Below are 19,119 nucleotides of genomic sequence, written 5' to 3'. Positions count from 1 at the left end.
AATACCTAGAAATTTGGAGTGTATGTCGATCTAAATTTTCTGGGTACGCTTTTTGATTACCTTTACCGAAAAAAATAGCAGATACATGCTACGAAAGCTTACACAGGTCTTTTTTCTTCTTTTCACCTCATTGTCAGTTGCTCAAATACAGCAAGAAATCAATCCGCCAGAGCATATTAAAACGGTTATTTTCGGTGGACCTACCGAAGATCAGTTTCCGGTAATCGAACTTGGCGAAACCATCAAATTAGAATTTGACGATATTACGGCCAACGAAAGAGACTACTATTACAAAATCGTACATTGCGATTACGATTGGTCAATCTCTCAGCTTTTAAAGTCGCAGTACCTCACAGGGGTCGACAACCAACGTATTGTCGATTATGAGAACAGCTACTCCACCCTACAATCTTATTCTAACTACAAATTGAGCATACCCAACGACAATGTTCGTTTGAAAGTTAGCGGCAATTACATTTTAGAAATTTATGATGACAATTACGAACTACAGTTTTCAAGAAAGTTCGTAGTCTTTAAAGATTTGGTTACCGTTGGCGCTACCGTAAAAAGGTCTCGTGACTTTAACTTTTTAAACGAAAAACAGGTAGTTCAGTTCAATATTAACTCCGGAAACTTTCAATTGGTAAACCCAAAAAAGGAAGTGAAGGTGGCCATTATACAAAATTATCAATGGGAGACGGCCATTTACGATATTGCCCCTCAATACACCCTAGGAAGTGAACTGGTCTACAAATACGATCAAGAAACCAGTTTTTTTGGTGGAAATGAATTTTTAAACTTTGACACCAGCGACCTAAGAGCTCCAAGCTCGCAGATAGGAAGAATCGAAATAGAAGACCTCTATCACCACTATTTATTCTCCGACGGCTACAGGTCGATGGACCCATACACCTATTTTCCTGATATTAATGGTGATTTTGTTGTACGCACACAGCAAGGAGACGATAATTCTAGGGAAGCCGAATATTCAATGGTACATTTTTCTTTACCCTACGACCCCATGTTGAACCTTGACGAGGTGTATGTTTTCGGTAAATTCAACAACTACGCCCTGAACGACGAAAATCGACTCACCTACAACGAAGAAAACGGAATGATGGAAGGTACCATTAAAATGAAACAAGGGTTCTACAACTACAAGTACGTCGTCAAAAGAGAAGACGCCACAATCGACCTCAACCTTATTAGCGGTAATTTTCACTTTACAGAGAATAATTATTTAATTCTAGTATACTATCGCAACTTCGGGGAACAATATGATAGTATTATAGGTATAGGCAATGCCAATTCGAGAAGTATTAGCAATTAATATATATTTACCCACATAAATTGCGGTAAATGAAGAACGTACCGACCGTAACCAATAAAGGAAGATTTAAAATTGAATACCGAGGCACCGAATGTCTCAACTGCGGTCACCCATTGCAGTTATCAGACAAGTTCTGCCCAAATTGCTCTCAAGCCAACAGCACCAAAAAATTATCGATTAAAGATTTTCTAGACGAATTCTTTGCCAGCTTCATCTCTTACGACTCGAAACTGTTGAAGACCCTATCAGCACTTCTTCTGCGACCTGGTAAAATCACAAGAGACTATATAAATGGCAAGCGGGTATCATATACCAACCCCTTTCGATTTCTATTAAGCTTGGCCATTATATACTTTTTAATTTTAGGTATTACAGGAAATTTCGAACAGGCAGACACTTTTGATGGCAAAGTTAAACTACCGAATTTCGATTTGAAAAAGACATTAGACACTCTTCAATACGAAAATGAAAGCGAGAAACGAGAATTGATGAGAATTGTAGATTCCATGGGTCTCAATTCGACCATAAGCGAGTTCATAAAGAAGAAAACTTCAGCACTCAATTCAGACCCTATCAATTACTTTCATTCGTTAAACAATAGGCCATTACTAAATAGGGTTTTACAAAAGCAAGACTTTTTTGCCACCATGGTCGAGCGTGATTCGGTTCGAAACTATGATCAAGCCAAAGTCAAATATAGATTTACAGACAACCAAGAGAACAGATTTACTTTTAACGTCGGGCGTAGTTGGTCAAAAATAAAAAATAGGCCGAGCGACTTTCTCAAAACTATAGTTTCAAGGCTGCCTTTTGCCATTTTTTTCTTCTTGCCCATCTTCACTCTTTTTATTTGGTTGGTCTACATCAGAAAAAAATACAATTATACCGATCATTTAATCTTTAGCTTTCACATCACTTCATTGTTGTTTATCTTGCTCATTATTAGCTATTTGATTGACTCGATTTTTAACGTAAGTAGCAACTGGATATTTCTGACCATCTTTTCCATATACCTCTTTCAGGCCATGAGAAAATTTTACGGACAGAACATTTTCAAAACTATTGTTAAATATCTTTTTTTAAACACGATTTTTTTTATATTGGCTATGTTTTCAACCCTAATCTTGATAGCTGGAAACATAATCACCTATTAGACCTACATACATGATTACACAGGTTACCAAGGGAATTAAAATTTCGGTAAATACTAGCTTCGAAGGCACCTTCTTTAAAAATTATAAGATGCATTTCGCCTTTGGCTATACCATTACCATCGAAAACCAAAGCAAAGATTCGGTGCAACTTACTTCTAGGCACTGGAAAATTCACGATGCACTTAACGAATTAGAAATTCTTGATGGCGATGGTGTAATCGGAAAAAAACCGGTAATCAAACCTGGCGAATCCCATACCTACACTTCCGGTTGTCTTTTGGCTTCTCCCATTGGGGCTATGCGAGGTCATTACAATATGGTGAATTTCAGTTCGACCGAGAAGTTCAGGGTCTATGTGCCAACATTTAAATTTCACGCACCTTTTGCGCTGAATTGATTCATATTTTTATTGATTTTTTTCTATCCGGCGGATACCAGCATCCAATACAGGTAAATAAAATGTGTCCGTTATTTTATAAAGAGAAGTTAAACCTTTGACTCATCAGAGGATAACCGCTTCATTCCTTTTTTATTTCAATTTACTCATCCTACCTTTGTGAACATTCTAAAACTCAAAACACACTATTTATTATGGGCAAAGGATTTTTCCAAGTACCAACAGCTATAAATGAACCTATAAAAACATATGCTCCGGGTACACCTGAGCGCGAAGAAGTGCTGAAGGCCTATCGCAATTACTACGAGAATACGGTTGAAGTACCTTTATATATAGGCAGCAAAGAAGTTAAGACTGGCAACACCAAGCCAATGTCGCCTCCGCACGACCACAAACACGTCGTGGGCCACTATCATCTAGCCAACAAAGAAAATATTCAAGAAGCCATTGACAATTGTCTAGATTCTAGAGAGGCCTGGGCGAATTTAATTTGGGAGCAACGTGCCGCTATTTTCTTAAAAGCAGCCGAATTGATTGCCGGCCCTTACAGGGCTAAAATAAATGCCGCCACTATGATGGCGCAGTCCAAAAATATTCATCAAGCAGAAATAGACTCGGCCTGTGAATTGATTGACTTTCTCCGTTTTAACGTAGAATACATGGCTCAAATTTATGAGGAGCAGCCTGACTCGGCAGAAGGTATTTGGAACAGGGTCGAATATCGGCCACTCGAAGGTTTTGTTTATGCGATCACTCCTTTCAATTTCACGGCAATTGCTGGAAACTTGCCCGCAAGCGCCGCTTTAATGGGCAATGTGGTAGTTTGGAAACCCAGCGATAGTCAAATATTTTCCGCTAAGGTAATCGTTGATATATTTAAAGAGGCCGGGCTCCCTGATGGAGTTATCAATGTTGTATTCGGTGATCCGGTCATGATTACGGATACTGTTTTGAAAAGCCCTGATTTTTCAGGTATACATTTTACCGGTTCGACCCATGTATTCAAAGAACTTTGGAAACAAATCGGAAACAATATTCACACTTATAAGACTTACCCAAGAATTGTTGGAGAGACTGGTGGAAAAGACTTTATAATAGCTCACCCAACGGCCAAGCCGCAACAAGTAGCAACAGCCATATCGCGTGGGGCGTTTGAATTTCAGGGACAAAAATGTAGTGCTGCATCACGGGTATATCTTCCAAAATCAACATCAAAAGAAATTTTAGACCTCGTAAAGAAAGATGTTCAGTCGTTCAACAAGCCCGGGAGCCCTGAGGATATGAGCAACTTTATTACCGCTGTTATTCATGAAGGCTCTTTTGACAAATTGGCGAAGTATATCGACCAAGCCAAAGAAGACGAGAATGCCGAGATAATTGTAGGTGGCGAATACGACAAATCTAAGGGTTATTTTATTGAGCCAACAGTTATCTTGACAACAGATCCCAAGTATACTACTATGGAAACCGAGCTTTTCGGCCCTGTGGTGACCGTGTATGCCTATGAAGATAAAGACTGGTCTGAAACCCTTAAATTGGTTGACGAAACATCTGAGTACGCACTGACAGGTGCTGTTATTTCAGGTGACCGTTATGCAATCGACGAAGCTACCAAAGCATTGCAAAATTGCGCAGGTAATTTCTACATCAACGACAAACCTACCGGGGCAGTAGTGGGTCAACAACCTTTCGGCGGTGCTAGAGCTTCAGGCACAAATGACAAAGCAGGCTCAATGCAGAACTTGTTGCGATGGGTATCTCCAAGATTAATTAAAGAAACTTTTGTAACCCCTGAAGATTATCGGTATCCTTTTCTAGGCTAAACCGGTTACACTTGCACTATTATTTTAAGAGGGATGATTTTCGAATGACCGAGAATCATCCCTTTTTTTTCACGTGAATTTGTTATTTATGCAAATTCTCAAGAGGAATTAGCACCTTTTTAATACCTTGTAAACAAATCAGTTAATCACATAACAACTACTTCATTAATAACAACTAAAACTTATTAAAAATGAAAAAATCAATCTTTGCATTGCTGTTTTTGACTAGCACAATAACCTTCGCCCAAGACAACCTTACCCAGAATACCATTAAAGGGGTATTAGAAGGCAATCAGGCCCAGGTCGTCTCATTGGCCGAAGCGTTCTCTGAAGAACAATACAATTGGAGACCTATGGAAGGCGTTAACTCCGTAGGGGAAGCATTGATGCACGTTGCAGGTGCCAACTATTTCTTGGCATCAAAACTGGGGTTCGCACCACCGGAAGATGTTGATATGATGAACTTGGGCAAGATAACCGGAAAAAACAATATTATAGAGGCCTTAAAAAAATCAAACGAATTCGTTCTAGACAAAATTACAAAAGTCGAAAGTGATGGTTTGGATGAAGAAGTTGACTTCGGATTCATGAAAATGAACAAACTTAGCGGACTATTGGTCATCATGGAACATAATGGGGAGCATAAAGGTCAATTAATCGCCTATGCACGTTCGAATGGAGTTACCCCTCCTTGGAGCAAATAAGACGCTTTTAAGAGAGTCATGTTAAGAACCTTGTTGAAATCAGCAAGGTTTTTTTATTGATAGTTTAAAAAAAAACATTGGAAACACCCTTAAAATAGGGGCATTCAGGCCTATTTTAATACAAAACATTGAAATTCAACGCAATATCAATGTAAATTTAACGTTAATTAATTGTAAATCAAACGTAATATACTGAACTTTGTATTTAATTAAATGAGTTGGATTATGAGAAGGACTACAATTATCACCAAGACTAGAATGCTGGTCAATTGCTTCCAAATACATTTTTGGGGCTACTTGAAGATTTATGCTAGAAAGTATAGAAAAACTTATTACAACCTACTAAGCTTATAGGTTAACCTTTAAATTTGAGAGGTAAGTAAACCACCTTTTTGGTTTGAAAGAATTCCTCATCAAAGTAATCGGGCAAGTCAAAAATTTGAACGGTCTTATAATCTTTAAGCTCTTCGGTAAGATCACCACCTTTTAAATATAGTATACCGTTTTTACGATCATGAACGGATTCTTTTTTGATTTTACCCTTGACCCAGTGCGTGAAGGTAGGCATCGCGGCCACGGCCCTGCTCACTATAAAATCGAACTGCCCATCAATTTCTTCAACTCGAGCATTTATCGACCGTATATTTTTCAATTGCAGACCCTCGACTACCTCCTCTACCACCTTGATTTTTTTACCGATAGAGTCGACTAAAGTAAACTGAACTTCTGGAAATAAGATAGATAAAGGTATACCCGGGAAACCACCGCCGGTACCCACATCTAGAATCGAACTGCCCTCTCTAAAAGTTTGAATTTTGGCGATACCTAGTGAATGCAAAACATGACGCAGATACAATTCTTCGATATCTTTTCTAGAAACCACATTTATCTTTTGATTCCAATCTTTATAAAGTTCTTCTAAAATCAGGTACTGTTGACGTTGGTTATCAGATAAATTGGGAAAATATTTAAAAACTATTTCAGCGGTCATGCGTATATTTGTATGGTTACAAAATTACTATATTCACTCACGATAATATAACAACATCAGATTAAATGGGCGTATTTTAAATTATCCCCAAGAAAAGAACCCTATAAATGAATACAAAAACCGTACGCTTCTCTAGAAAAGATCCGGCACATTTTTTCAAAACCCTGAACAAAAGGGTCAACGATTATTTTAAAGAGAACCAAATAAAAAAAACGGGCAATTGGCGCTTGCACTTGAAGACCATCATCATGTTTGCCCTATTTCTCACCCCCTATTTCTTAATCTTAACACTCGGTTTACCGACTTGGGCCAATCTATTACTTACTATAGTAATGGGCGTTGGCATGGCCGGTGTTGGCATGAATGTTATGCATGATGGCAATCATGGTTCTTATTCCAATAAAAAATGGGTGAACAAGCTAATGGGCAGCAGTATCTACATATTAGCAGGTAATGTATACAACTGGCAAGTACAGCATAATGTATTGCACCATACCTACACCAACATTCATGAGCATGACGAAGATATGGAAGCAGGCAGAATTCTACGCTTTTCAAAGCATGCAAAATGGCATAAACACCACAAATTTCAGCATTTTTATTCCGTTTTGCTCTACGGATTGTTGACCTTTAATTGGGCAATAACTACAGATTTTATGCAAATGTACCGTTATACAAAAAGAAAATTGTCATACGGTAAATTTCCTAACCCTGTTGTTAACTGGAGTACTTTGGTCGTTACCAAATTGCTTTATATTACCATATGGATAGTACTTCCCATGATATTCGTCGACATAGCCTGGTGGAAGATACTTTTAGGCTTTTTTATTATGCACTATGTGGCCGGTGTAATCTTGAGCGTTGTATTTCAATTGGCACATATTGTTCATGATGCCCAAACACCGTTACCCGATGAAAGTGGAACCATGAAAAATACTTGGGCCATTCATCAATTGTTCACCACTGTTAATTTTGGTACTAAAAACCGAATTGTCAACTGGTTTACTGGCGGACTCAACCATCAGGTCGAGCACCATATTTTTCCTAATATCAGTCATGTTCATTACACAAAAATTTCTAAAATTGTGAAAGAAACGGCAATGGAATTTAATTTGCCTTATCACGAATACAGAACTACCAGAAAAGCTATAATTTCGCACTTCAAACACCTGAAAGAATTAGGGCAACAGCCTTCTTTACAGATGTGATAGATTAATACATATTGTTTTATTCATGTGATCGACACGTTTATCAAAACCTTTTCACGACTTTAATTTAAAAATCGAGATGACTTCAACTTTAGCTACATCTAACGGTCTATCTGACCGAATCAATAGTTTAACCCCTTCCGCCACTCTTGAAATGGCGGCCAAGGCACGTGAGTTACGCGCAGCCGGTAAAGATATTATCGGATTGAGCCTTGGAGAACCGGATTTCAACACACCTGAATATATAAAAGATGCTGCCGTTGAGGCCATCAATCAAGATTACAATTCTTATACACCTGTAGATGGTTATGTAGATTTGAAAGATGCTATCATCACAAAGTTCAAACGTGACAATGGCATCAATTATGATCCTACCCAAATCGTAGTTTCAACTGGAGCGAAACAAGCCCTATACAATATAGCACAGGTAGTTTTAAATGCAGGAGACGAAGTGATTCTACCCTGCCCATATTGGGTAAGTTATAGTGATATCGTAAAACTTGCCGATGGGGTGCCTGTTGAAGTCGCCACTTCAATCGAGAACGATTTTAAAATGACCCCCGAACAACTGGAAACCGCCATCACCCCAAAGACCCGTATGCTCTGGTACAGCTCACCATGCAACCCGAGTGGCTCAATTTATAGTGAGGCTGAACTTCGTGCCCTTGCCGATGTATTGAAAAAGCATCCGCAGATAATCGTGGTAAGCGATGAAATTTATGAACATATCAACTACGGGGTAACAGAACACGCTTCTATGGCCGCATTTGATGATATGTATGATAGAACGGTAACCGTAAACGGCGTTGCCAAAGCTTTCGCCATGACCGGTTGGAGAATTGGCTATATCGGCGCACCAAAAGCCATTGCACGGGCATGTAATAAATTACAAGGCCAAGTTACCAGTGGAGCGAACTGCATCGCCCAGCGCGCTGTAATCACCGCTCTAACCGAATCTCCCGACCGAGTTCAGTTTATGGTAGATAAGTTCAAGGAAAGACGTCAACTTATCTTAGGTCTATTAAACGAGATAGAAGGTTTTCGTTGTAACGAACCAGAGGGTGCGTTCTATGTATACCCAGATGTTACGGCCTATTTCGGAAAAACGCTTAATGGGGTTACCATCGAAAATGCTTCCGATTTTGCGATGTACTTGTTAGAACATGCCAATGTTGCTACCGTAACCGGAGATGCTTTCGGTAACGGCAACTCCATTAGAATTTCTTATGCGGCATCCGAAGAAGATATTAAAGAAGCCATTTCAAGAATTAAAAAGGCTCTGAGCTAAAAAAAGGAATAACATGTAAAAAAAGGCTCTTCTGTATAAACTGAAGAGCCTTTTTCTTATAGCAAAGTTATCTAAGTAAAGTTATATTTTTTTCCAGAAGTACGGCGAGAACAGAATCAGCACCGTAAACAATTCTAACCTACCGGCGAGCATTAAAAAACCGCACCACCATTTACCTATATCTGGCAAGCCATTAAAATTACTTACCGGATTCAATGTGCCGAACGCGGGGCCAACATTACCCAAAGAAGAAGCGGCACCACCTATTGCGGTAACAAAATCCATACCCATCGCCCCAAGGCCTAACGCTCCGATAATAAATAGCAACATATAGAGCACAAAAAAAGCTATGATGTTATAAACGATATGTTCCTTCACTGTTTTGCCATTATAGCGTACGGGTATTACAGCACTGGTATGCAATGTGCGCTTGAACTCTAATAATCCGTTCTTGATAATCAAGATATGTCGCATTACCTTGATACCACCAGCGGTTGAACCCGCAGAACCCCCCAGAAACATCAGTCCGAAAAAGAATACGGTCAAGAAAGGTGTCCAACTAGTAAAGTCTGCCGTGACAAAACCTGTTGTGGTTACCACAGCAACAACTTGAAATAGCGCATGTCGAAAAGCACTCTCGGCATCACCCAAAACTTTAGGGTGATAATCATTTATAACGACATCGGCTTTAAAAAATATTACCAAAGCGGCAATAATTGTAAACGAAAGAATAAAGCCCGTATAAAACTTCAGCTCCTCATCTTTTATGATTCGCTGTATTTTTCCCTTAAATGCGAAATAGCTCATGACAAAATTCGTACCCGCCAAGAACATAAATAAAATTATAATATACTGAATCAATGGCTGATCGTTCCAGTAGGCCAAACTGAGGTTTTTAGTAGAAAAACCCCCTGTTGAAAGGGTTGCCAAAGAATGGTTGATGGCATCGAAAAACGACATACCCGCCAGTTTCAAAAGCACGGTCTCGGCCAAAGTATAGCCCAAATAAATATACCAAAGTCGCTTGGCCGTATCGGTTATACGCGGATGCAGTTTATCGGCGCTAGGCCCTGGTGCTTCTGCCGCAAACAACTGCATGCCCCCTATACCTAAAAGCGGTAATATGGCGATTGCCAATACAATAATGCCCATTCCACCGATCCAATGCGTCAAACTACGCCAAAACAACAATCCTTCCGGTAGCGACTCGATATCATCCAATATCGACGCCCCCGTTGTTGTATAACCGGAAATAGTTTCAAAAAAAGCATTGGTAACCGAAGGTATAGCATTAGAAAACAGATACGGAAGCATACCCGATACCGACATCACGATCCAACCAAAGGTAACGATGATATAACCTTCTTTGCGCTTTACCTCTTTTTTATGGTCTCTAGTATAGAACATTGCAAAAGTACCCCCGAACATTGAGGTTATTGCGGCCAGAGCAATGCCAAGTGTAGCCCCATCGGAATAAATGCCGCTCACTAATGCCGCCAAAAGCATAAAGCCACCATTGCAAAGCAATAGCAGCCCCATGATATGGAATATTATTTTTGAGTTCAGACGCATTAAAGAAACAATCGTTCAATTTTCGGAATAGCTTCCGGAAGACAACAGACCACTACTCGGTCGCCCGCCTTAATTTCAAAACCACCCAAGGCAATAATACCTTCATCATCTCGCACAACACCACCAATAGTAGCTGAACGCGGAAAATCGAGCTCCCTAATGAGATTACCGGTTACCCGGGATGTAGGCTTTACCACGAATTCAAGGATTTCGGCGTTCAAATTGTTCAACCTCATCAAGGCCACTACTTCTCCCTTTCGAATGTGCCGGAAAATATTATTGGCCGCCAAAAGTTTTTTATTGATCAAAGTATCAATTCCTATAGAATGTGAAAGTTGAAAATAATCCATATTCTCAACCAAGGCTATAGTTTTCTTGATGCGTTTCGACTTGGCTACCAAACAAGACATAATATTGGTTTCGGAGTTGCCGGTAACGGCAATAAACGCATCCATAGATTCAAGGCTTTCTTCTTCTAAGAGCTCTACGTTTCTACCGTCCCCATTAATTACCAAGGCATTGGGTAGGTCATCGGCCAAATCAAAGGCCTTCTCCTTATCTTTCTCGATCAACTTAACGTTGAAGCGATTCATACAAAGATCGCGGGCGGCTTTAAAGCCTACCTTGCTCCCTCCAAGAATCATGACATTTTTGATCTCCTCTTTTTTCTTCCCTGTTAATTTATAAAGTTCCTCTACTCCTTCTGTGGTCGTAATAAAGTAAACTTGGTCACCATCTTTAAAAACCGTATCACCACGAGGTATTACCGTATATTGAGTTCCGGTACGCTGCAACGCAATCGGCATAAAATGCAGTTCAGGAAATATTTTTGCAGCCTCTTTGACCATCTTGCCCACAAATGGGGCCGAAGGTGGTAACGAAACACCGACCATAATCAACTTGCCCATTTCGAATTCATAGGTATCGTTGAAAGCCGACTTATTCAACAGCAACTTTATTTCCGTCGCCGCCAACTCTTCCGGAGAAATAAGCTCATCTATACCCAATTCTGAAAAACGAAGGGTTTCACGATCTTCGACAAATTCTGTATTAGAAATTCTGGCAATAGTTTGCTTACACCCCAATTGCTTGGCCAACATACATAGAGTCAAATTCGTAGTTTCAGAAGCGGTGACACCGATCATCAAACTCGAATCTTGAACATTTGCATCTTTCAATACCGCAATAGAAGTAGCATCGCCTCGCAATACGCGAATATCCAAATGGGTATCGGCGTAGGCCAAACTTTCTTTGTTAGTATCTATAAGTGTGATGTCTTGAGATTCGTAAGACAGCAGTTTTGCCAGATGAAAACCTACTTCACCGGCACCTGCAATAATAATTTTCATTCGCTAGCAACTTTGTGTGGGCCTGCAGTTTATATACACTAATACAATTTAATAGTATATTGCTCAGGTTATAATTTGCGGAGCAAAATTACACATTTAATCGATCGTCACTTTTAAATTGGCTTTTAATTACTCTTTCGCCCTTGAAAAGCAATCTAATTCACCTTACAACGCATACTTGGGCCGATATTGTATCTTTGCACAAAAAATTGCCCCATGGCCAAAAAGGTAATACCGTATAAAGATTCAGAACTTGGTAAAAAAGCCCAGGTTACGAAAATGTTCGATACTATTTCAGGCAGCTATGACGGTCTGAATAGAGTCATTTCATTTGGCATAGATATAAAATGGAGGAATCGCGTTGTCGATATCATCAAGGCCTCTCGACCCAAAACCATCCTAGATATTGCTACAGGTACAGGCGATTTGGCCATAAACTTAGTAAAGACCGGAGCCGAATCTATAGTTGGATTGGACATTTCACCAGGTATGCTTGAAGTTGGCAAGAAAAAAATTGAGCAGAAAAATTTGAACAAGACTATTGAAATGGTTGTGGGCGATAGTGAAAACCTACCCTTTTCAGACAACAGTTTTGATGCTATTACCGTAGCTTTTGGCGTTCGTAATTTTGAGAACCTTGAAAAAGGTTTAGCAGAAATCTATCGCGTTCTGGCTACTGGCGGTACTTTTGCGGTATTGGAAACATCTGTACCGACTAATTCTCCGTACAAACAAGGCTATGGTTTCTATACCAAAAATGTGTTGCCCGTAATTGGAAAACTCTTCTCCAAAGACCGTTCTGCCTATGCCTATTTGAGTGAATCTGCATCTGTTTTTCCACATGGTGAAGCGTTCAACAATATTTTGAGAAAAATCGGGTTTATAGAGGTAGAGAACAAACCCCAGACATTTGGGGTGGCATCTATATATATAGCCAAAAAGTAAACTACTGCCCTGAATGGGCATTTTAAAAATACCGGCTCCCCTATTGTTTCAAGGCATTTGACGGGGCGGATAATTTTTTTTGAATGAAAAGATTTTTTTTGCTTTTGGGAATTGTGCTGGGTATGACCTCAGCAGTTAGCGCTCAGTTTAACGCCGATCCCATTCTAAATATTGAAAATAAAGACAAAAAGTTTCTTAACTACGGATACTTTCTTGGTTTTAACCGCTACGGCTTTGAATTTGATTATAAAGAGGACCGAGGCAATCAAAGTACGGACATTCAAGTTCTTAAATCTACCGGGTTTAACGTAGGTCTTATTGGTGAAATGAGGCTTCATGAATTTTTAGACCTTCGACTTGAGCCAGGTCTCTACTACAACGCAAGAACATTAGGTTTTCCTGGCTTTCAAGCCACAGAAGAAGGCGAGAGGAATGCGATTCGAGATGTAAAATCTACGTACATCAACTTTCCTTTATTATTAAAAATAAATACCAGACGTTTTGGTAATTGGAAACCTTTCTTGGTTGCAGGGCCCTCAGCATCACTAAATTTAGGTAGCAACGAAGATAGTCCCGATGATAATAGTAGTGGTACTTTTAGGATGAAAAAGTGGACGTACAACTACGAGCTTGGTTTTGGCATCGATTTCTATCTCGAATACTTTAAGTTCACCCCCTCTATAAGAGGAGTTTTTGGCCTTACCGACGAACTGATTAGAGATGTTGACCCCAATAGCCCATGGACGGGCAATATTGAAAAAATGAGCACTCGTGGTCTTTTTATCAATTTCACTTTTGAGTAAGGTTGAAAACTCCATTTTATCCTCTTCGTATTTCGTTCAATAAAATGGCCGTAGCCGTTGCCACATTCAAACTCTCTGTAGTCTGCATACCAAATTGAGGTATACTTATTTTTTTATTTATAAGGCTCTCTATTTTTTCAGAAATGCCATTGGCCTCATTACCCATAACAAGAACACCTGACCTTGGCAGTTTGTTTTTATAGACCACTTCCCCTTCCATGAAAGCGCCATAAATCGGCACCTCCAATGTATTAAGAAATTCATATAAATCGGTATATCCCACATTGACCCGCGAAATGGAACCCATTGTTGCTTGTAATGTTTTAGGGTTATAGCAGTCAACGGTTTCCTTGGAACATATAAGATGTTTAACTCCGAACCAATCACATAGCCTTATTATTGTACCTAAATTCCCGGGATCCCGAATATCATCCGCGGCAACTATCCAATCATCGAAATTTACTTGCTCAATTTTTGGAATCTTGAAAACACCCAAAACCTTATTCGGGGTATTTAATGCACTAATTTTTTTAAGTTCGGCCTCGGTAATCATTTCAACCATCTCGTTTGAAGCTGGTAGCAATCCAAATTCTGTGCTGTATACCTTTACCACATCAAATCGAGAGTTCAACAACTCTTGAACAGCCTTTTTTCCTTCAACAAAAAAAAGCCCATTTTCATTACGGTACTTTTTTTGATGCAGACTTCTTATAAGTTTTATTTGGCTTTTAACAATCATAAAAAGATGTATTTTTGGGGGCTATGATCACATCGTTACGCATCACAAATACGTGCGCTAAAATAAGCCTATTATTTCTAGTGGTGGTGATCAATTCTTGCAACACCCTAAAAAGGGTCGGAGAAAATGAACTCTTGCTTACAGAAAATACTATTTTCGCCGATGGCGAAGAGGTCAAAGATGAGGCCATTGAGAGTTTAATTCTTCAAGAACCGAATACAACTATTCTGGGTTATCCGCTTCGTTTGAACCTTTATAACCTTGCTAAGAAAAACCCTGATTCTTCATATCAGGCCTGGCTTTATCGCAAAGAAAAAAGAGAACCGAGACTGGTTCGACTGTTATCAAAAAAACAAGTTGACCGTTTAGGTGAGTCTTTTTTGGTTACCGGCCTCAGCGATTGGTTAAAGAACATAGGGGAAGCCCCTGTCGTCATAGACACCACCAAAGCAAGACGTACTTTAGAGCGTTTAAGTGCTTATTATGGCAGCAAGGGGTATTTTAACAACAATACTACTTTTGATGTTGATTCCTTATCAAAAAAGAAACGTGCCAAAGTGGATTATAAGGTAGAATTAGGAAAACCTTTTTTTATAGACACATTATCTCATGAAATAGCCTCGAAGGCAATCGACTCTCTTTACCAACTTAATAATGAACTGTCTTTTGTAAAACAGGGAGACCAGTTCGACCTGACCCAATTTTCAAGGGAACGTGAAAGATTGAGCAGTACCTTTAGAAATTCAGGGGTCTACAACTTTCAAGAGAGCTCCATATCATACGACATCGCAACCGACACCACCAAAGTGGCCGATGACCAGCAAATGAATATCGAGCTGAACATCGACAATTTCAAAAGAAGAGGTGATACTGCCGTAACCTCAAGTGAGTATAAGGTATACCGGTTCGATAAAATAAATATCTATACCGATTATCTTTACGACGAGAGCGATAGTGAGCAAAAATTTATCAGTTACGGCGACTATAATATATTTTATCACGATAAACTTAGGTTCAAGCCTAAAACCTTGGCTAATGCCGTCTTTTTTAAAAAAGATAGTATTTATAGGGATATTGACCGAACCAGAACCTATAGACAGATTACCAATTTAGGTGTGTTCAAATATCCAACGATTACTTCTGAACCTAACGGGGATAGCAACACTTTGGATGCCAACATTTATCTTGCCGCGAGACCTAAATATTCGTTGGGAACGTCTTTTGAAATTACGCGATCGAACATTCAGCAAGTAGGCTTGGCACTGAGCCCTTCTTTACAGGCCCGAAACCTTTTTGGCGGCGCGGAAAACCTTAGTTTAGCAGGTAGGCTCAGTATTGGTTCTTCGAACGACCCAAGCATAATAGACAATCGCTTTTTCAATATACAGGAATACGGTGCCGATCTTAATTTAGATATACCTCGCATATGGTTTCCGTTTTTTAATACGAATTCTATCATTCCCAGTTATACGCTTCCAAGAACACGTATATCACTTGGTACCAGTTTTCAAAAAAATATAGGTCTTGACAAACAAGCTTTTAATAGCGTATTGAGCTACAATTGGGTTCCTTCCGATTTCATTAAACATAACGTCGAACTTATTAACCTACAATTCGTGCGAAATGTGAATATCGATCGTTTTTTTAACGTTTATCGAAACTCGTATGAGCAATTAGATGAGGTAGCAGACCTTTTTGACAATGCCAACCTCTACCCTGAGCTTGAACCTTTTTTTGAAACAGTAGGTACTTCGACCGATCCAAGGCTTATTATTCCATCAGGCACCACAGGCTTTACCCAGGCGGTATTAAATAATGAAATAACTACTACGGCCGCTCAGTTACAGACCGTCAGCAGAATTGAAGAAAGAAGGGATAGGCTAACAGAAAACAACCTGATATTCGCGAGTAACTATACCCTAAACTTGAATAATCGAGAAACCATAACCGACAATACCTTCTATCAATTTCGTTTTAAAGTGGAAAGTGCCGGAAATCTTTTATCCGCCATTTCAGAAATTATTCCTTTTGAAGAAAATGAGAATGAAGACAGACTCATATTCGGGGTACCCTATAGTCAATATATAAAGACTGAATTCGATTATGTGAAATATTGGAATGTATCTCGTGACAATGTTTTGGCATTACGAACATTTTTTGGTATTGCTATACCTTACGGTAACTCTAACAACATCCCCTTTGTACGAAGTTACTTTGCAGGTGGCGCCAATGATATTCGGGCATGGTCGCCTTATTCCTTGGGGCCTGGTAGCACTGATGCTATTAATGATTTCAATGAAGCCAATCTCAAAATAGGTGTAAACCTTGAATATCGATTTCCGCTCATAGGCGATTTAAAGGGCGCCCTCTTTGCCGATGCCGGTAATATTTGGAACGTATTTGACAATGTTGAAGATCCGGCAGCTACTTTTACGGGTTTTAAATCATTAGAAGATATTGCCTTGGGTACGGGGTTCGGCCTACGTTACGATTTCACTTACTTTGTGCTTCGAGCCGATTTGGGTTTCAAAACTTACAACCCTGCCAATGAAATTTCCCAAAGATGGTTCACAGATTTCGACTTTTCAAACGCCGTGCTTCAAATCGGTATCAACTACCCCTTCTAAAATTATATCAGGCTAAAATACCTATAATGCTATAGCGACCTTGAAAACTAGGCGATATTCTTGCCTAGCCCTTACTTTCGAGAGATATTATTTTATTACTTTTGTCCCATTCAATTTACAAACCTAGATTAAAGAAACTATGGCCCACAATATCAAGCCCGGCGTTGCTACCGGAGATGAAGTTCAAGAAATTTTCAAATATGCAAAGGAAAAAGCTTTTGCACTGCCAGCGGTAAACGTAATAGGATCGAATACCATCAACGGTGTTTTAGAAACAGCTGCTAGCTTGAATGCTCCCGTAATCATTCAGTTTTCTAATGGAGGGGCTCAATTCAATGCAGGAAAAGGACTCTCAAACGAAAATCAAAAAGCGGCCGTATTAGGTGCGGTTGCCGGTGCAAAACATGTTCATCAATTGGCCGAAGCCTATGGTGCTACCGTAATTTTACATACCGATCATTGTGCGAAGAAGTTGTTGCCTTGGATCGACGGTATGTTAGATGCAAGTGAAAAACACTTCGCGGAAACCGGAAAATCTTTGTTCAGTTCTCACATGATCGACCTTTCGGAAGAGCCTATCGAAGAGAATATCGAAATTTGTAAGGGATATTTAGAGCGCATGAGCAAAATGAACATGACGCTTGAAATCGAATTGGGTATTACAGGAGGTGAAGAAGACGGTGTAGACAATTCTGATGTAGATGATTCAAAGCTTTACACACAACCAGAAGAAGTTGCCTATGCTTACGAAGAACTTTCAAAAGTAAGCCATAGATTTACAATTGCTGCCGCTTTCGGTAATGTTCATGGGGTCTACAAACCAGGTAATGTTAAATTGACTCCGAAAATTTTAAAGAACTCGCAAGAGCATATCTCTGAGAAATATGGGGTAGAAAACAATCATATCGATTTTGTTTTTCATGGTGGTTCCGGTTCTTCGGTAGAAGAAATAAGGGAAGGCATCAGCTACGGAGTTATAAAAATGAACATCGATACCGATTTGCAATATGCGTTCTTATCCGGTGTTCGTGATTATGTTCAAGATAAAAAAGATTATTTACAGGCTCAAATCGGAAACCCTGAAGGAGCTGACGAGCCCAACAAAAAAACCTATGACCCGCGCGTGTGGTTAAGGGAAGGTGAAAAAGCGTTTTCTGAGCGTTTGAAACAAGCTTTCGCAGATTTAAACAATATTGACACCCTATAATTTTCAAGTATATCCTCTAACGATAATATGGAAGAAATGACGGCTTGGTTTAAGAGAAAAGAAAAAGGAATACAAACAGCTACCGAAGAGAAAAAAGACACCCCAAAAGGGCTCTGGTACAAATCTCCCACAGGGAAAATTGTAGAATCTGAAGAGTTGGCAAAAAACTTTTATGTAAGCCCTGAAGATGATTACCACGTTAGAATAGGTAGTAAAGAATACTTCGAGATTGTTTTTGACAATAACAAGTTCAAAGAGCTAGACGCTAAGCTTACCTCAAAGGATCCTTTAAAGTTTGAAGACACCAAAAAGTATTCAGACCGCCTTAAGGATGCTCAGAAAAAAACCAATTTAAAAGACGCTGTGCGTACTGCGGTTGGTAAGTCGTTAGGCAAAGATTTGGTTGTAGCTTGTATGGATTTTAGTTTTATCGGAGGTTCAATGGGAAGTGTTGTGGGCGAGAAAATCGCACGTGCCATTGATTATGCCATCAAGAAAAAACTTCCTTTCGTAATGGTCTCTAAATCTGGTGGGGCCCGAATGATGGAGGCTGCACTTTCGCTAATGCAGTTGGCCAAAACATCGGCCAAACTTGCACAGTTGGCAGAAGCTAAGATTCCATATATATCTTTATGTACCGACCCAACCACAGGTGGCACTACTGCTTCTTATGCCATGCTTGGTGATATTAATATCTCAGAACCTGGTGCATTAATTGGTTTTGCCGGCCCTAGAGTAGTAAAAGAAGCTACTGGAAAAGAGCTTCCCGACAACTTTCAAACGGCTGAATTTGTTAAAGAACATGGTTTTCTTGATTTTATAGTTCACCGCCGCGATTTGAAGAATAAAATCAATCTTTATATTGACTTAATTCAGAACAACCCGGTAAGATCTTGATTTAATTATATTTATTGAGGAAAGAACCTTTTGGTAAAATTATAATGACTTATAAAACCAACCTTTTGATTTAAAAAGGTTGGTT

The 19,119-nt window shown here is 39.4% G+C and carries 16 protein-coding genes; 12 read left to right on the top strand and 4 right to left on the bottom strand.

The features are described from left to right. Positions 1–85: 85 nt before the first annotated feature. From IV512_RS17935 to IV512_RS17915, 5 genes are all read left to right on the top strand, one after another. Complete coding sequence (locus IV512_RS17935; RefSeq protein WP_209405880.1) at positions 86–1,330, top strand: DUF5103 domain-containing protein; 1,245 nt, start codon at positions 86–88, stop codon at positions 1,328–1,330. A gap of 29 nt (positions 1,331–1,359) precedes the next feature. Further along, complete coding sequence (locus IV512_RS17930; RefSeq protein ID WP_209405879.1) at positions 1,360–2,484, top strand: DUF3667 domain-containing protein; 1,125 nt, start codon at positions 1,360–1,362, stop codon at positions 2,482–2,484. A gap of 10 nt (positions 2,485–2,494) precedes the next feature. Further along, positions 2,495–2,881, top strand: a complete 387-nt coding sequence (gene apaG, locus IV512_RS17925; RefSeq protein ID WP_100871228.1) for a Co2+/Mg2+ efflux protein ApaG — start codon at positions 2,495–2,497, stop codon at positions 2,879–2,881. 194 nt (positions 2,882–3,075) lie between these two features. Beyond that, positions 3,076–4,704 (top strand): L-glutamate gamma-semialdehyde dehydrogenase, encoded by a 1,629-nt coding sequence (pruA, locus tag IV512_RS17920; RefSeq protein ID WP_209405877.1) that lies wholly within the window; start codon positions 3,076–3,078, stop codon positions 4,702–4,704. A 191-nt stretch (positions 4,705–4,895) separates the two neighbouring features. Beyond that, the gene (locus tag IV512_RS17915) at positions 4,896–5,408 is read left to right on the top strand and encodes a DinB family protein (protein WP_209405875.1); all 513 of its coding nucleotides are present in this window, start codon (positions 4,896–4,898) and stop codon (positions 5,406–5,408) included. A gap of 355 nt (positions 5,409–5,763) precedes the next feature. On the opposite strand, the gene rsmG is transcribed toward IV512_RS17915, so the two are convergent. Further along, positions 5,764–6,399, bottom strand: a complete 636-nt coding sequence (gene rsmG, locus IV512_RS17910) for a 16S rRNA (guanine(527)-N(7))-methyltransferase RsmG (RefSeq protein WP_209405873.1) — start codon at positions 6,397–6,399, stop codon at positions 5,764–5,766. 107 nt (positions 6,400–6,506) lie between these two features. On the opposite strand from rsmG, the gene IV512_RS17905 reads away from it, so the two are divergent. Together IV512_RS17905 and IV512_RS17900 are read left to right on the top strand one after the other, a co-directional pair. Then, complete coding sequence (locus IV512_RS17905) at positions 6,507–7,607, top strand: acyl-CoA desaturase (protein ID WP_209405871.1); 1,101 nt, start codon at positions 6,507–6,509, stop codon at positions 7,605–7,607. 79 nt (positions 7,608–7,686) lie between these two features. Beyond that, positions 7,687–8,895: a pyridoxal phosphate-dependent aminotransferase gene (locus IV512_RS17900; RefSeq protein WP_209405869.1), complete on the top strand. Its 1,209-nt coding sequence runs from the start codon at positions 7,687–7,689 to the stop codon at positions 8,893–8,895. 81 nt (positions 8,896–8,976) lie between these two features. Here IV512_RS17900 and IV512_RS17895 read toward each other — a convergent pair whose 3' ends face one another. Both IV512_RS17895 and trkA read right to left on the bottom strand, forming a co-directional pair. Next, positions 8,977–10,467 (bottom strand): TrkH family potassium uptake protein, encoded by a 1,491-nt coding sequence (locus IV512_RS17895; protein ID WP_209405867.1) that lies wholly within the window; start codon positions 10,465–10,467, stop codon positions 8,977–8,979. Further along, on the bottom strand, positions 10,467–11,816 hold the full coding sequence (gene trkA, locus IV512_RS17890) for a Trk system potassium transporter TrkA (protein WP_209405865.1): 1,350 nt from the start codon (positions 11,814–11,816) through the stop codon (positions 10,467–10,469). The genes IV512_RS17895 and trkA overlap by 1 nt, the downstream gene beginning before the upstream one ends. Positions 11,817–12,032: 216 nt before the next feature. Here trkA and ubiE point away from each other — a divergent pair, with 216 nt between their 5' ends. Together ubiE and IV512_RS17880 are read left to right on the top strand one after the other, a co-directional pair. Continuing rightward, positions 12,033–12,761, top strand: a complete 729-nt coding sequence (ubiE, locus tag IV512_RS17885; RefSeq protein WP_209405863.1) for a bifunctional demethylmenaquinone methyltransferase/2-methoxy-6-polyprenyl-1,4-benzoquinol methylase UbiE — start codon at positions 12,033–12,035, stop codon at positions 12,759–12,761. 83 nt (positions 12,762–12,844) lie between these two features. After that, positions 12,845–13,564 (top strand): porin family protein, encoded by a 720-nt coding sequence (locus tag IV512_RS17880; RefSeq protein WP_209405861.1) that lies wholly within the window; start codon positions 12,845–12,847, stop codon positions 13,562–13,564. Positions 13,565–13,580: 16 nt separating this feature from the next. Here the strand turns inward: IV512_RS17880 and IV512_RS17875 are convergent, their stop codons facing one another. Further along, the gene (locus IV512_RS17875; protein ID WP_209405859.1) at positions 13,581–14,303 is read right to left on the bottom strand and encodes an RNA methyltransferase; all 723 of its coding nucleotides are present in this window, start codon (positions 14,301–14,303) and stop codon (positions 13,581–13,583) included. 23 nt (positions 14,304–14,326) lie between these two features. On the opposite strand from IV512_RS17875, the gene IV512_RS17870 reads away from it, so the two are divergent. The 3 genes from IV512_RS17870 to accD all read left to right on the top strand — a co-directional run bounded on the left by IV512_RS17870 (position 14,327) and on the right by accD (position 19,034). Further along, entirely contained in the window at positions 14,327–16,930 is a 2,604-nt protein-coding gene (locus IV512_RS17870) for a BamA/TamA family outer membrane protein (protein ID WP_209405858.1), read from the top strand. 139 nt (positions 16,931–17,069) lie between these two features. Beyond that, positions 17,070–18,137: a class II fructose-bisphosphate aldolase gene (gene fbaA, locus IV512_RS17865; RefSeq protein WP_100871216.1), complete on the top strand. Its 1,068-nt coding sequence runs from the start codon at positions 17,070–17,072 to the stop codon at positions 18,135–18,137. A gap of 36 nt (positions 18,138–18,173) precedes the next feature. Beyond that, the gene (accD, locus tag IV512_RS17860; RefSeq protein WP_100872350.1) at positions 18,174–19,034 is read left to right on the top strand and encodes an acetyl-CoA carboxylase, carboxyltransferase subunit beta; all 861 of its coding nucleotides are present in this window, start codon (positions 18,174–18,176) and stop codon (positions 19,032–19,034) included. Positions 19,035–19,119 lie beyond the last annotated feature (85 nt).

It is taken from the genome of Pseudozobellia sp. WGM2 (assembly GCF_017810075.1).
Lineage (GTDB): Bacteria > Bacteroidota > Bacteroidia > Flavobacteriales > Flavobacteriaceae > JADNYK01.
Note: the sequence above shows the minus strand (reverse complement) of the source record. Positions and strands in the feature narration are given on the sequence as shown.

Excerpts from the sequence above, each read along its gene's own strand:
- IV512_RS17935 (WP_209405880.1), top strand. The coding sequence starts at position 86 with ATGCTACGAAAGCTTACACAGGTCTTTTTTCTTCTTTTCACCTCATTG.
- IV512_RS17930 (WP_209405879.1), top strand. The coding sequence starts at position 1,360 with ATGAAGAACGTACCGACCGTAACCAATAAAGGAAGATTTAAAATTGAA.
- apaG (WP_100871228.1), top strand. The coding sequence starts at position 2,495 with ATGATTACACAGGTTACCAAGGGAATTAAAATTTCGGTAAATACTAGC.
- pruA (WP_209405877.1), top strand. The coding sequence starts at position 3,076 with ATGGGCAAAGGATTTTTCCAAGTACCAACAGCTATAAATGAACCTATA.
- IV512_RS17915 (WP_209405875.1), top strand. The coding sequence starts at position 4,896 with ATGAAAAAATCAATCTTTGCATTGCTGTTTTTGACTAGCACAATAACC.
- rsmG (WP_209405873.1), bottom strand. The coding sequence starts at position 6,399 with ATGACCGCTGAAATAGTTTTTAAATATTTTCCCAATTTATCTGATAAC.
- IV512_RS17905 (WP_209405871.1), top strand. The coding sequence starts at position 6,507 with ATGAATACAAAAACCGTACGCTTCTCTAGAAAAGATCCGGCACATTTT.
- IV512_RS17900 (WP_209405869.1), top strand. The coding sequence starts at position 7,687 with ATGACTTCAACTTTAGCTACATCTAACGGTCTATCTGACCGAATCAAT.
- IV512_RS17895 (WP_209405867.1), bottom strand. The coding sequence starts at position 10,467 with ATGCGTCTGAACTCAAAAATAATATTCCATATCATGGGGCTGCTATTG.
- trkA (WP_209405865.1), bottom strand. The coding sequence starts at position 11,816 with ATGAAAATTATTATTGCAGGTGCCGGTGAAGTAGGTTTTCATCTGGCA.
- ubiE (WP_209405863.1), top strand. The coding sequence starts at position 12,033 with ATGGCCAAAAAGGTAATACCGTATAAAGATTCAGAACTTGGTAAAAAA.
- IV512_RS17880 (WP_209405861.1), top strand. The coding sequence starts at position 12,845 with ATGAAAAGATTTTTTTTGCTTTTGGGAATTGTGCTGGGTATGACCTCA.
- IV512_RS17875 (WP_209405859.1), bottom strand. The coding sequence starts at position 14,303 with ATGATTGTTAAAAGCCAAATAAAACTTATAAGAAGTCTGCATCAAAAA.
- IV512_RS17870 (WP_209405858.1), top strand. The coding sequence starts at position 14,327 with ATGATCACATCGTTACGCATCACAAATACGTGCGCTAAAATAAGCCTA.
- fbaA (WP_100871216.1), top strand. The coding sequence starts at position 17,070 with ATGGCCCACAATATCAAGCCCGGCGTTGCTACCGGAGATGAAGTTCAA.
- accD (WP_100872350.1), top strand. The coding sequence starts at position 18,174 with ATGACGGCTTGGTTTAAGAGAAAAGAAAAAGGAATACAAACAGCTACC.